Source organism: Vibrio jasicida 090810c (assembly GCF_002887615.1).
Taxonomy (GTDB): domain Bacteria; phylum Pseudomonadota; class Gammaproteobacteria; order Enterobacterales; family Vibrionaceae; genus Vibrio; species Vibrio jasicida.
Map to the genome: position 1 here is coordinate 3400545 of NZ_CP025792.1, position 13137 is coordinate 3413681.

A 13137-nucleotide genomic window follows, 5' to 3' on the forward strand; every position below is an offset into this window, starting at 1 on the left:
GGATGTTCCTCAATGGAGTTTAAGGCGTGGGATTTCAGGGATATTCGCCTCGGAGTATTTCACTCGCTCAGCGAATACGGGCTCTTCAAAGTAGATGATTTTCTCTGCAATGAAGGGGCGTTGGTTCTCTTTCAAAATCAGGGTTTTGATACCGAGCTCTTTCGCAATCGGGTGCTTCTCAAAGCCAAGCTCAACGATTTCATGCGGCATCATTAACGGGCGTTTTAGCTCATCTTCACTGGTTGTTCGGCTTGAGCCTTTGCCTGTACTGCGACTGACTTTGCGCTTTTTCACCGTTTTGGTACCCAAGGTGTCAGAAAGGCGGCGAACGTTGTCGTCCACTTCTTTTGGTGGATACACCACCTTAACGCCGTGGTTCTTGCGAATGTTTTTCGCGTTCTCTCGGCCATACACTTCTTCGAGCTGACCTTCGTCTTGGTAGATGGTTAAAAATCGCAGGTTGTAACCAGCGGTGTAGCTGATTGCTTTTTCGATTTGCTTCACTCGCCCAAGGGCAGTGAACTCATCGAGCAAACCCAAACACTGATATTTCAGGGTGTCGTCATGTTCAGGTAGAGTGCGGGTGTTTTCTGAAATAAGCTGCTCGAAAAACAAGTTGAACAGCTTGCCGAAGTTTTTGAGGTTAGCTGGCTGGCAACCGACGTAGATGGTCATGCGCTTTTTGCGCAGCTCACGAAAATCAAAATCCGAGCCGCTGACGGCTGCTGCGGTGACGCGGTCACTGAATATCGCCAACGGGCTGAGTAAGTTACTTTCGACGCTTGAATAGGTGTCTTCGGCCATCGATAAGCAGTTATTGAACTCAAAACGTGCATCGTCTGAGACGTAGTCGTTTTTGATTTCTCGGCGCATCCACGCTCTTAGGCCGCCCTCGATGCCGCCAAGTTTCAGTACGTAGGGTAAAGAGGGAGTGATGCCTGTAATAGACTCGGTATCGAGCATCCAACAACTGAGCCCTTTAAATAACTTACCCGCCAACTCGTTCCAAATATCGCCCTTTTCCCCAGAAATTGGGTATAAGCTGTTAGCAATATTGAGCACATCGCTTACTCGAAATACGGGGCTTCTGCGAACGTAGTCGTAAGGATTCCATTGATGGGTGCGAAGCTCTTCGCGCTCTCGCGCTTGCTCATCAATGGCATACCCATCCGGCGCAAACAAGAAAACGGCTTGGCCGCACTGCTGACGAAACCCGCCGCTTTTGACTAAGTTTTCGAACTTTATATCGACACATACCAATGAGTCGGGATAGGTCACGCAGTTAGGGATAACGATGCCGACCCCTTTACCGCTTCGTGTTGGGGCAGGGACTTCGACAAACTGCGAGCTCTCTAGCTCGATAAAACGGCCTTTAAAGCGGCCTTTGGGCATCTTGCCTAACAAGATGCTTGGTTTTTTGTTCTTGGCTTTTGGGTTAGGGAAAAGACCAGAGTTCGCCAAGTCCATGTCGGTCGCGAACTTCGCACTGCCGTGGATTTCTTCTTTTTCTTGGCTGGCAATGGCTATCACGATGACCATCAGCGTCGGAAACAAAGTGATGGCGATACTCACGGCCACCCCAATCACCAAGAACTTCTTGATGTCAGGGTCGTGGTTGTAGGCTTGCCATTGGTCAAAGAGGCTGTGATACGTCAGGTGCTCTAACGAGATATTGGTGAGCTTGTAATAGGCAGCGCCGCCACCGTACAAGCCACCAATGAAACACAGCAGGGTAAAAAAAAGGAACATGGCGAACAATATTCCTTTTTTCTTTTTCGATAGCGCCATGATTTAGCCCTCGCTTAACAGTCGATTCTTCTCGACGGGGTCGTAAAAGAGTTCGACGAGGTGAGTGTGTTTGAAAAAGGCAATCACATCGATGCTGGTTCGAATGGTTCGCATGATGTGGTGATAATCGAGTGTTTGGCCGACTTCGGATTGTTTCACCAATCCCGCCAGTCGTGCGGGTGTGGAGTAACAATCGTTGGCGTGAATGGTGGTGATTGAGCCTTCGTGTCCGGTGTTGAGCATTTCAAGGTATGTCCATGCTTCATCACCACGAAGTTCTGCAAGCAACACATGGTCGGGTTTCATTCGCATACACGACTCGATGATTTGTTTCGGGGTTAGGCCGCCTTGCTTGTAAAACAGATGAAGGTGATTGGGATGATTGGGTAGGTCGAGCTCATGCACATCTTCAATGGTGAAGAGGCGCTTATCGGTGGGGTATTCATCCACCATCGCTTTCATAACGGTGGTTTTACCTGAACCGGTACCACCGACGAGCAAGATGTTGAGTTTGCTCTTTACTGCCATGTTAAAAAATTGCGACATATCGCCATTTTGTTTGAGTGTGAGAAGCTGCTCTTGAACCGGTGTTAATTCAACACGGTTTACGTCCATTTCTCTAAAGCCAGAGAATCGACCACTTTCTTGGTAGCTCGACAGCGCAAACCGAGTGAGTGAAGGTTTTCGAATGGTCATGCTGACAATGCCGTTTTCAGTGGCAGGGGGGATAGCAATTTGACCGCGTTCGCCATCAGGGAAAATCACTGAGGCGACAGGGTTGGCTTCTCCGAGAGGAATGGTCAGCCCTGCGAAAGTGGCTAACGCTTTCGCGAGATTGCTGCACATGTTTAATGACAAGTTTGGCAGCGCGTCCCGCTCCCAACCGTTACCACGATCAAACCACACCTCGTTAGGTCGGTTGATGGCAATCTCGGTAAGTCCTTCTAAGTCTAAGTAGTGCCGCATTCCGGTCATGTTGAGCAATTGATTGACCGTGGCGGCCTTATCGATGGTGTTCATGGCGATCCTCTGCGTTATGGAGCATACTTCGTTGCTCGATTTCCTTTTGTACCTCACGCCAATAATTGATGAACTGCGGTGAGGCATGAGCAAGAACGTTAGGGGTGATGATGTTGAGGCGCTGCGCGAGCGCGATATCAAATTCAGACAGGGTTTCCATGGACAATCTCCAAAGTTTTTATCCACGCGTGGCGTGTTACTCCTTTTGTCTCAACAAGCGCTACGCCCGTTATTGCAGCCAAAAGCGAGCCTTGTATTGAAGTGGCGTTAAAGTGGGAAGGTGGTTGGCCTGTCAGGTCTAAAATTTTACATATATATCAATCATGTAATCCCGCAGACCAACCAGATTTAGCGGTTATTCGAAGGTGTACACACTCGACATATCAATGTCGCGAGCGACAATGATGTTGATGCGTTGACCGATTTGGGTGTAACCCGTTGGCGAAATATTGATGCTGCTCTCAAGTGCCTTCTCTGCCATGTTGCTGGCATTCTCGGTTGAGCTATCAAAGGTAATATCACCATCCGATGAAGCGGCCTTTTCGGCGAGTGCGCCAAAAGCATCGTCGAGGAAGGACAGTAAAATTGCGCCGCCAAAGCGCTCTTTAAAGTGATTATCGACCCAAGCCTCGTTACCGCTTGCGCCGAGGCGACCTGCACCCAGCGAATCGATACGAATGGCTATCCCATTCGGCGTCTCGATATCAGCCCACGTTGTGAATACTCGGTTTTTCCCTGCTTCTAGCTGGACATTTTGCGACCCTGTGAGCAGCGAACCACGCTCTACCAATAAGGCTTTACCATTTGCGCTGTACACATCTTGAGTGACGCGACACATCACAATGCCCTGATAGTCAGAGATGACCTGACTGTAGAGTGCACAAGGAATGATTGAGCCATGTTTCAGCAGAAAATCTAATCCTCCTTGCTTGCGTTTGGAGGCGTGACCCATCGCGAAGGTCGGCGCGTCATAGCTGTTGTCGTAAGAGGCAGGTTCCGAGGGGCTTTGACTACTGGCAGTGCTGCCGCTTTCAACATTGACCATGAGGCTACCCATCAAGCGACGCTCTTGCGGAGTCGGTGGCGCGTTCTTGTCTCGTTTCGATGTGGCGGAAGGTTGCTTTGCGACATTGGGCTCTGGAACGCCCGTTTTAGGCACGGTGACAGGTTGCTGCTGCGTTGCTTGCGCTTTGGCTTGCTTGAGCTCTTGTTCTCGCTTCCATTGTGCGGCGCGCTCTTGCTGCGCCTTGTCTTTTTCATGGTCACGCTTGGCTTTCTCAAACCAAGCACTGTCGTTGCCGACCGTGCCTTTTTCAACGCCAACTACCTCGGCCGTAGACTCTGGCTGTAGGGGCTTTGTTTCCACTTCCGCTTCACGAAATTGATTAATTGCGAACAGAACCCCTACCGCGACGACGACCAAAGCGAGGATCACCAAAGCGATCACAATGACCGCTTTGTTTTTCTTTTTACGACCACTCACCGTGAGCTCGCCACGGTCGAGGTTGGCACTTTCATAAGCGCTTGGAATGGTGTTGTCATCACTCATGTTCGTCCTCCTTAATGACGCGAGTGGCTTTAATCGAGCTCGCTTTTTGGTTGTGGCCAGCGAATTCGACAAAGTGAGAAAGCACCCCTAGAACACGTTCACCAAGGCGCAAACGGTATTCGTTGGCAACCGAATGGATCACGATGGTGTCTTGCTCAATGTGGTAGTTCACCAAAGACTCTTTGCCGTCGGCGTTGATTTGGTAAATCACAGGCAGTTCGGCGTTTTTAGAAAACTTCATGCAGGTGAAACGGCCATCGTCCCACGCGTAAGCGGGGGCTAATTCCTCATCGCCCCACTTCACGTAACGGAAGTTGTATTTTCCATCAGTACAAGGGGCTTTGAGTGGGGCAGTGTTGGCTTTCTTCGGTTTGGGGTAACGCATTTTCACCACATAGAACGGCTGTTTATTGGTGAACAGTTCAAATGAGTAGGTGCGCCCCAAATCGCTCACGATGGTTAAGTTGGTATTGGGCTGTTTGGCTTGAGGTTTAAAGAACACGTTGTTACCGCGCACATTAAACCCCCATGCGGCGGCATCACCCATCCCTAAACCAGAGTGCTCGCCAACAATGGTTTCATTCTTGTCGAGCTGAATGAGGGTGGTGACGCCCACTTTGGTACGTATCGCAATCACATCACTGGGGTCGTACTCTGCATACACGATGCGGCGGTCTTTGCCTTGATGCTTTGGCAGGGTTAAGGCGTGAGTGGAGAACGCCATTAAACACACCAAAGAGACAATCAGTTGTTTCATCATTGGATCACCCTGTTTTCTTGATAACTGGTGACTCGGAAACCAAGTGGGTTAAGTTGGCGCTCTGATTCCTTTTTGATTTCCTTGAGGTAATCAAAGGTAACGGTGGCGCTCCATTTGGTTGGTAGGTAAGCGGTGTCTGGCGTGTCATCGCTATTGAGTACCACTTTGGTGAAGGACACTTGCGCGAGCATTTGGTCTTGGTGGGTTGGCAAGAACGAAATGGCAACGTCTTCTAAGCGGATTTTCTTATAGTCTTTGAACACTTCGACAGGGGAGTTTTTAGCTCGTAGCTGTGTGTTGTAAGCGCTGAATACATCGTGACGACTGGTGAGTTTGATGTAGTCAAAGGCGTCTTGGACGGTTTGCCATTGGTAAGAGCCACGAGTAATGACGTAACGATTCAACCAATGCTTATCTAACGCTTCACCGTAAGTGATTTCTCTTGCGTCAGCGAGTGGTTGAATGATTTGAGTCATGCCTGTTTGTGGATCGATGTAGAGCAATCGATAGTCCACGGTTTTTAGTGGCATCATCACAACAATCGCAATGCCGAGCACCAAAGCGAGAACGCCAGAGCCCGTTGCGACTTTCCATGCGGTCTTCGCGTTTTTCTTGGCGATTTCGACGCGGTCTTGCTCGAACTGTTTAATCTCTTCGAGGTACGCATCAGCTTGCTTTTGATGTTTGGCGGTTGGTTTTTTCTCGGCCTTGGTATGATTGTGTTCCAAGGCTGAATCGATGGTTGTGCTCATTGTATATCTCCTTGGGTGTACAAATCAGCGAGGTTAACTTTGGAGAGGTTAACCGGAGTGATATTGCCTTTTGGCTCCGGTGGCGGCGGTGGAGTGCTAGAGCAACCCACAGTCAAACACGCCACCAATAATAGGGTGAACGTCTTCATGAAAATGTCCTTTTTTAGATACAAAAAAACCGCGTAAAGCGGCGCGGTGTTTAAGGTGAGAGTGTGAGGAAGGTGTTAGCCTGGTCTAATTCGGTTTTTGAACTTATCGCCCAATGACTTGGCGCCACTGTATGTGCTTTGTCCTGCGCGTTTGGCTGCTCCTGTGCCACCTTTGGCGGTGTTACTGAGGCTTCGCATTCCCATCCCCATGTTGCTGACTAAGCCGTTAATACCAACGCCACCTGAAAGGGATGAACAGAACACGGGTATTTGGACTGAGATTAAGATGCAACAACCAAATAAGATAAACATTACGAAGATACTACTTAAGGTCATTTTGTCCTCACCACTAAATACTATGTAGTCGATGGTTTGGGTGAAAATGCTGAACGCTAATGGGTAAACGATCGTTAAAAGTACATAATTCAAGCATTGCCCAGTCCATGTTTTGAACATGTCTCGCGTTGAGGGAAAGAAGGCGAACATGATAAACAGAGGACCAAGTATAAGTAAGAAGCTGACCATTACCTTGGCAATTAACAGGTATGCCGTAGCTACAAGTAAAAAGGGCATATACCCTAGCAAGATTAGGCAAGCTGAGAAGATAAAAAGTATAGAGCGAGACCACGAGTCAGTTAATCCAAAATTTGCTTGTTCCCATACAGCATTGAATTGCTTCAACATGGTCTCAAACATAGTCTGCAAGCTCCCGCTTCCTGTACTCCCAAGTAGCGCGCTAGAAATATCATCTCCCGAGTAGTACACCATAGGAACTATACTGTTTAAGTACCACGAGGTGTTAAACGCTACAGTAGTACAGAATGCTAATGAAGCCATGAATTTTAACGACTCCATTATCATCATGTTTTCAGCGTCATAGAGCGCCTGAAATGCAAGATAGATAGCATATAAAACAACGCACGCCCCAATTAGGGGCGTGATAGTGGCTGCAAATACACCAACGAAGCTGGCGATATTTTGCTGTGTTATTTGATGAACGAAGTCGAAAAGTAGGTCAAACATAGAGCCCCCTAATAGGAAATGCCATCCCCATTTGTAAATTGGTCAAAACTATTTTCAAGTAGAGCTTTTCGAGCGTTTTTACAGTTCTCGGTTGGCGTAGCCGAGCTTTTCTCACACTCACTATGAACAGTTTTAGCTTCTTCTAAGTGTTGTGAGTAATATTCGGTAGTTTTTGTTTCATTCCCACAACCAGTAAGAATTGCAGACACGAAAAGAAGGGATAATAGCTGTTTCATTAGTAATTCCTTATTAAAATGTAATGCCATCACCATTCGTAAAGGCATTGTACTGCTTGTTAAGTTGTTGCTCGCTTTCAAGCTGTTTTTGGCGCTCTAGCATGTCTGACATTGAATCCATCATGCGCTGCTCGTTTTGCATCTGCATGGTTTCAAAGTTGATGCTGTTCGCTAAGTCCTCTTTGGCCGCTGGTGTTGTCGCAGTACCAAACTGGCTTAGTAGACGACTCATTCGTTCGTTGCGTTCAGTGCTGCGCTCATAAAGCATTTCCTGAAAACGAAGTTGTTTCAGTTGCATATCGTAGCGCCTCTGTATCACGGGGTCGTCGGAATAAAGGCCAAATTCAGAACGTAAGTCGGATATATCATCTACCGCGTCATACAAATCACTGTATGCACTGAGGTCGATCACATCATTTAAGTTCGGGTCACTGAGAATTTCTTCGAATCCATAGTGACCTTCGACCATTGATTTATAGTGCTCCGCTTGGCTTTTGAGTTGATTAAGGCGGTTGCGAGCTTCGCTTATCGACTGCGTAAACTCTTGAGCTCGCTGCGCACTATCAACCACCATTTGAGTGATACCCGCAACGTCAACAACGGGGATACCCGATGCTTGTGTTGATGCGTTTAATGCCAATGCAATGCATAGGGCAAGCGTGGTTCGTTTAAGCATGGTTATCTCCTTTTCAGTAGTTCAGGTATCCACAAATCAGGATTATTGCCCACTTCTGCGCGAATGGTTTCACACAGCACAATGTCATCGGTAGAGCCTGAGATAATCGGTAGGAACTCATCAAAGCCACCTAAATCCAGCTTTGCAAAACAACTGGTGTTCGACTGCTTAATGAGCATGGTTCGGCTTTGTTTATCGAGCGCCTTGAGCTTGTCGAACTCGCCTTGGGTGAGGTTGCACTGCTTGTAAGCGTCATACTCTGCATCAGGGTTCGGCAAGTACACTTTGGTTGCTGTTTGTTGGACGATGGCTGGGAAGATTTCACAATGAATCGCATCTTCTGGTGACTGTGATGACAGCACCATAAACTCATTCATTAAACGTCCAGTCTTTAACGCTCGCTTCATCACCGCTTGAGTGAGAGGGAAGTTCGCTGGCATCCAAAACTCTTCCACTATGGTTTGCAGTAGCTTGCCGGACTCTTGCATTAGCTCTTTTAAGAAGAACAAACAGGCCAGAATGGGCTCACTAGCAGGGTGAACATGACCGCTCGAATCCTTCTCTAATAGCAGAGTGGAATCAAAGCCAATACGATCCATTGCTTGCGGGTTGAACTGGTTATGAGGTGAGTCCAAACACCAAGCGAGTTTCCCGTCTTCACTGCGACACCATTTGCTGAGCCTCATGCGCAAATCCGGATTTTGAATGGATTGCAACATCATACTGAGGCCGCGCATTGGTGCGTCAAAGGTCATCACGCTGTCTATCGCGTCTTTGATTTCCTGCTCATCATGAGCGCTGATGTGGCCTTGTGAGTCTTGCGCCAAGCGGCAAACAAGACGGTTCAAGAAGCTCACGAGTTTTGGCGACAGCTCCAATTGGAAAGGGTTGATGCCTGTATCTTCGCCTTCCTTAATCGAAAAGTATTCACCACCAAACGCTCGAATAAACAGCTCGGTAGAGCGTTTGTAATCGATACAAAAGATTTGCTGTTCAAAGCGAGTAAAAAAGCCGGTAAGTGTGGCCTCTAGTGTCGTTTTACCTGAGCCAGATGCACCGAGTATCATGGTGTGTCCTGCGCTCTTTTCTCCCGTATTGTTTTTGCCTATTGCCGAGGCATGACAGTTAAAGTGGAACAGGGAGTTAGACAGCGTTTTTAAAGGAATGATAGCGCTGCCATCGCCAACCGGATTGCCTGTTGCTTTGCCTGTTGAGTAGTTATGCAGTGACCATGTCGAGGTAAGGTTAGCAATGGTTCGCGGTGAGGGCTTGATGCGCATCTTTGACGCGGGAAGGGCGCTTAAAAAAGAGAACTGAGACTTGAGGTTCGAACGCTTTAAGACCGTGCCTTTGGCTAGGAATTGACCATTTAAGTCAGCGCTATCTATGATCACTTTGTCTGGTGAATCACCAATGACGGCCAGTGATGCATGATAGTCTCCAAAGCTGACTGCGCCGGAGGCAACATAGTCTCGTGCCGCTTGCAGCTCTTCTAATTCATGTTCCGCGTTGTCACTGGACTCAATGAAGTTAGTTTGCCTATCAATCATCTTTTGAGCTTTGAGGGACTGCATGAAAATCATGGACTGAGTCAGAATAAACTCGGTTGGTTGACTCAAGATGAAATCCCACATCCCCATTTCCGTTGCGATTGGTAGGGCATCAAGCTCGAAGAAGGTGGCGAACTTGGTGGCCTCGTTGTTCGCGTTGCGAACTTCGAGCAAGTCGTGACCAAAGTGCCAATCACTGTGACCGATATAATTGCGCACTTTTTCTGACGTAAGTGGCTTAGGTTGGTCGTTGTAGTTGAGTAGGTAAGAAAGAAACTCAATGTGTTCACAGCGGTGATCGTCACCGACTTCAAGCGCTTTGCTATCAAAACGTTTTAATGTGGCTGAAACCGTCTTGAGAATATCACCAAGCTCATCTTCTCCTTCGATGAGTGTGCCTTTGTAGTTGAGCACAAAGGTGATGTAGTACCGGACACTGAAAAAGTCCTCTCCGGAAAAGTCTTGCAAGTAACGATCAGAAAAGCGCTGCATGAAGTCGCTCTTGAAGCGGTAGTTGGCTTCAAAGCGTTCTTTGCGTTTGACGATGTGTGTCCAAATGGCAAGTTGACTGCCGTACTTTCTGGCGAGGGTGCTAAGGATGTTTTTTACGAGCTCAAAGGAAGGTTTGAGCGTGTTGTAAGATTCTGACTCGAAAGGTATTCCGTTAAGGCTTATGGTTGCCATGACTTTGGCGTCATCCAAAGAGAGCATGGTTCGATTGATTGGATAGCCATAAGCAGGAAGGTCAGTCAGGGGTATTGTTTTTAAACCATTCGCTGACATGTTGCTTTCTCCTGAATGGGTGATTATCGATAGAAGTGAATGAAATGGTGATGGATTGGCAGCGAAGGCGAGTTAAAAAGCCTTTTGCTTCCCATTTCATTTCATCGATGGCTCGGCTGTCTTCTTCGCTACGAATGCGTATATACAGTAGCCCTAAAGCAATAAAGGCTGGAAAAACCTGCCCTTTTACTCCGAAGAAACTCAGCCCAACCCAACCAGTCAGTAGCATCAACAACATCCCTGTAATGAGAGGGATGATAGGCATGCCAAACATGAGTGGTTTGCGTGCCAGCGAGTTATAACTGGCGTATTGATCTCGTTCTTCGTCTTGCATGATTAGCTTCCCCAAATAGACCAAGCGTAAGTGACTGCTGCAACGATACCGCCAGCCGCCGCCGCTTTAGCGATGCTGATGCCCACATCCCCCCATGTTTTTTTCTCAATCAGGGCCAAGATGACCATGACGATACTGTAGACAAAGACGGCAGCGCCTAAGAGTTTGTATGCCCAATCTGCAACTTCATTTACCCAGTTCGTTGCCTCATCTAAGCCTCCTGCGGCGATAGCTGGATGACCAAAAAGAATCAGCATGACGGCGATGAAGGCAATGGTTGGGTTGCTGTATGCTTGAGTGTTTGAGTTAAGTGGTTTCATTGAATATTTCCTTATTAATAAGAGAAGTCACCAAAGACATCCCATGAATGGGCTTGCTTTGGTGGTGTTGGTTTTGAAGGTTGAGAAGACTCAGAGGTTGAGTCGTAAGATTCAGAAATAGTGTTGGAGGGGAGTTTCTTTGCTCGGTTGAACTTCTCAACGTAGCTCAGTCCTTTTTCTCCTTCACCTTGATAGCCTCGTGTGAAGTTATTGGAGTAATAACAAGAGGCGGCATCATCAAGTAGTTGTTGGTGTGCCTTGTTTGGTGCTTGCGCTTTTGCGCGGTGGTAACACTTAGCGTATATATCCGCTCCAACCTCAATGCTTTTACAAGTGTCAAATGCGGTTTCGATAGTCATGCCATAGGCGGGAAAGTTCTCTTTGTAGATTTGCATCAATCCCAAGCTGTACTTAAAACCTTGCTTCTCCAAATCGGTTGCAATTTGAATGGCTTCAAGTTTGGTCTTGGGTTGATTGACAGGTTTGGCTCCGATTACGGCGATAGCGTAGGGATTACGAGAGCTTTCATTATCGATGAGACGTTTGAGGATGCTTGCGTCAACTTGGCTTTGGCAGGTATTGAGTAGAGGGATTAACGCGCTCAACTCAAGGAGCATGTTTTTCCTCCTGTACGACACCAACCGCTGATATGGTTGGGTAGCGTTTTAAGTGGTCTTTTAAACGTATCGAATATTCATTAACCAAGGTTTTCACTTTGTATTTACCTCGATACAGACAAGGTACAACGCTTTTTCTTACCCTAATAGGGATCTTAATGGACGTTTTAAACACTATCTCATCAAGCTTGTTTTGTGGGCTGTGATGAAATCGTTGTACGTGGTCAATTAAGCGAAGGGAAGCTTCCTTTTTTAAGGAGCGAAAAGAACGTTGAGAAGCTTGGTTGAGAAGATCGTATGCTTGTTGGTCGAGGGTAAGTTTGCCCTCTATGAGTTCTTTATTATCCATGTGAGACTCCTTTCGTCCCAAGATTGGATGTTTTGGTTTAAAAAAACGCTAAGGTTTAGCGCGAGGGGTCATGTGTCGGTCGAACTTAGTAAGATGGTCACTTAAACGAAAGCTTGCTTCTTGCCGTTTTGTTCGCTTGTTGAACTCGGCAGATTCTTCTAGCTTTCGGTTGGTTTCAGAGTCCATCTTGAACCAAATTCCAGTTGTGTCTTTCTCTGCGTTTTGTGGCATTTCATTTACCTCAGTGCTAAGAACTCACGAGCATGAAACCGTCGGAAGTGATTACGTGTTCGTTCTAGTTCAATGTCATGTGGCGTTCGTTCTTTTGTTGCTTTATCGACCTTGGATTGAGTTCTTAGGTAGCGATAAGAACGAAACTGTATAAGTTTGTTGGTCATAACTTTTTCTCCTTACGAGAATGCTCTTTCACTTTCATCGGCTCAGAGCAAAACCGAACCCAGCCCGTTTGCGAGACGTCGGGTGTGTTTGGGGAATATTTCTCTCCACTAAGTTTTTAGTGGGGCTTCCCCGTCGATAAAACTGATGCAGTGGAGCACGTTTCCAACGTTCTGTTGCGGCGTTTTATCTGCCTAGGCACAAATTAATAAAGAGCGATATTTACATGTATATTTATACATATGTTTTTGAGCTGGTGTCAAAGTTAAGGACTTCAATTTTGTGTACAGTAGTTCACAGTTTTTACATTCGGTCTTTAGTGTTGGTTTTTGCTTAAGTTGCTGTATTTTATGGATAAAATAAGAATAAAAGCTAAGGTCGTTCTTTGTCGGCTATTGTCGGAAGTATGATTATGAAGGGGGGAGTGTGCGTTGTGTATTACTAGTTGTAAGTCCAATCTTTAGATAATCCTGACCTTGATAAGAATGAATTGAATTCAAGCTAAGCGGTGGTATTTCTCACGACCTATTGGTAAATGGATGTATGCGCCTTTGCTGTCAGGCTTTAGGATGAATACTTAAGATAAAGCAGTTTTTCAACTTTTTAGGAAGTATAATCGAGGCTAAAGACTGCATTACATTCAAAACAAATACAGTAAAAACCTCATTTTGGGAGGTAGCATGAGGTACAACTTGCAAGACCGTTCTCAACGATAAAGTATAAGGTGGAAATTTCGTGTTGGATGAGTATGTACCAAGAGCTGATCATTTATCGGATAACACCTAAACTTTAGGTAACTTCAAAGCAAACAAAACAAAATACGTCGCCACATTAT

Annotated in this window: 17 protein-coding genes; all 17 read right to left on the bottom strand. The window is 46.7% G+C overall.

Annotated features, from left to right (window positions below):
• Positions 1–9 precede the first annotated feature (9 nt).
• Positions 10–1749 (bottom strand): type IV secretory system conjugative DNA transfer family protein, encoded by a 1740-nt coding sequence (locus tag C1S73_RS16260; RefSeq protein ID WP_038869310.1) that lies wholly within the window; start codon positions 1747–1749, stop codon positions 10–12.
• A 42-nt stretch (positions 1750–1791) separates the two neighbouring features.
• Entirely contained in the window at positions 1792–2808 is a 1017-nt protein-coding gene (gene virB11 / locus C1S73_RS16265; RefSeq protein WP_050566703.1) for a P-type DNA transfer ATPase VirB11, read from the bottom strand.
• Positions 2792–2968 carry a hypothetical protein gene (locus C1S73_RS27900; protein ID WP_167391661.1) on the bottom strand — a complete coding sequence of 59 codons (177 nt, stop codon included), beginning with the start codon at positions 2966–2968 and terminating at the stop codon, positions 2792–2794. The genes virB11 and C1S73_RS27900 overlap by 17 nt, the downstream gene beginning before the upstream one ends.
• A 195-nt stretch (positions 2969–3163) precedes the next feature.
• Positions 3164–4357, bottom strand: a complete 1194-nt coding sequence (locus C1S73_RS16270; RefSeq protein ID WP_038869311.1) for a TrbI/VirB10 family protein — start codon at positions 4355–4357, stop codon at positions 3164–3166.
• The gene (locus C1S73_RS16275; RefSeq protein WP_038869314.1) at positions 4350–5117 is read right to left on the bottom strand and encodes a TrbG/VirB9 family P-type conjugative transfer protein; all 768 of its coding nucleotides are present in this window, start codon (positions 5115–5117) and stop codon (positions 4350–4352) included. Before C1S73_RS16275 ends, C1S73_RS16270 begins: the two co-directional genes overlap by 8 nt.
• Positions 5114–5869: a VirB8 family type IV secretion system protein gene (locus tag C1S73_RS16280; RefSeq protein WP_038869316.1), complete on the bottom strand. Its 756-nt coding sequence runs from the start codon at positions 5867–5869 to the stop codon at positions 5114–5116. Before C1S73_RS16280 ends, C1S73_RS16275 begins: the two co-directional genes overlap by 4 nt.
• Positions 5866–6018 (bottom strand): hypothetical protein, encoded by a 153-nt coding sequence (locus tag C1S73_RS27905; protein ID WP_167391662.1) that lies wholly within the window; start codon positions 6016–6018, stop codon positions 5866–5868. The genes C1S73_RS16280 and C1S73_RS27905 overlap by 4 nt, the downstream gene beginning before the upstream one ends.
• 75 nt (positions 6019–6093) lie before the next feature.
• Positions 6094–7041: a TrbL/VirB6 family protein gene (locus C1S73_RS16285; protein WP_038869317.1), complete on the bottom strand. Its 948-nt coding sequence runs from the start codon at positions 7039–7041 to the stop codon at positions 6094–6096.
• A gap of 8 nt (positions 7042–7049) precedes the next feature.
• Positions 7050–7277, bottom strand: a complete 228-nt coding sequence (locus C1S73_RS16290; RefSeq protein ID WP_038869320.1) for an EexN family lipoprotein — start codon at positions 7275–7277, stop codon at positions 7050–7052.
• 13 nt (positions 7278–7290) lie between these two features.
• A complete protein-coding gene (locus tag C1S73_RS16295) occupies positions 7291–7953 on the bottom strand; it encodes a type IV secretion system protein (protein WP_038869322.1) in 663 nt (220 codons plus the stop codon).
• Positions 7954–7955: 2 nt separating this feature from the next.
• Complete coding sequence (locus C1S73_RS16300) at positions 7956–10286, bottom strand: VirB4 family type IV secretion/conjugal transfer ATPase (RefSeq protein WP_050566704.1); 2331 nt, start codon at positions 10284–10286, stop codon at positions 7956–7958.
• The gene (locus tag C1S73_RS16305) at positions 10249–10620 is read right to left on the bottom strand and encodes a hypothetical protein (protein WP_050566705.1); all 372 of its coding nucleotides are present in this window, start codon (positions 10618–10620) and stop codon (positions 10249–10251) included. Before C1S73_RS16305 ends, C1S73_RS16300 begins: the two co-directional genes overlap by 38 nt.
• Before the next feature lie 2 nt (positions 10621–10622).
• A complete protein-coding gene (locus C1S73_RS16310) occupies positions 10623–10940 on the bottom strand; it encodes a hypothetical protein (RefSeq protein WP_038869324.1) in 318 nt (105 codons plus the stop codon).
• A 14-nt stretch (positions 10941–10954) separates the two neighbouring features.
• Positions 10955–11557, bottom strand: coding sequence for a lytic transglycosylase domain-containing protein (locus tag C1S73_RS16315; protein WP_038869325.1), 603 nt, complete (start codon positions 11555–11557; stop codon positions 10955–10957).
• The gene (locus tag C1S73_RS16320; protein ID WP_038869328.1) at positions 11547–11906 is read right to left on the bottom strand and encodes a TraY domain-containing protein; all 360 of its coding nucleotides are present in this window, start codon (positions 11904–11906) and stop codon (positions 11547–11549) included. The genes C1S73_RS16315 and C1S73_RS16320 overlap by 11 nt, the downstream gene beginning before the upstream one ends.
• A gap of 48 nt (positions 11907–11954) precedes the next feature.
• Positions 11955–12137, bottom strand: a complete 183-nt coding sequence (locus tag C1S73_RS16325; protein ID WP_038869329.1) for a TraY domain-containing protein — start codon at positions 12135–12137, stop codon at positions 11955–11957.
• 5 nt (positions 12138–12142) lie between these two features.
• The gene (locus C1S73_RS27910; protein WP_167391663.1) at positions 12143–12304 is read right to left on the bottom strand and encodes a hypothetical protein; all 162 of its coding nucleotides are present in this window, start codon (positions 12302–12304) and stop codon (positions 12143–12145) included.
• Positions 12305–13137: the final 833 nt, after the last annotated feature.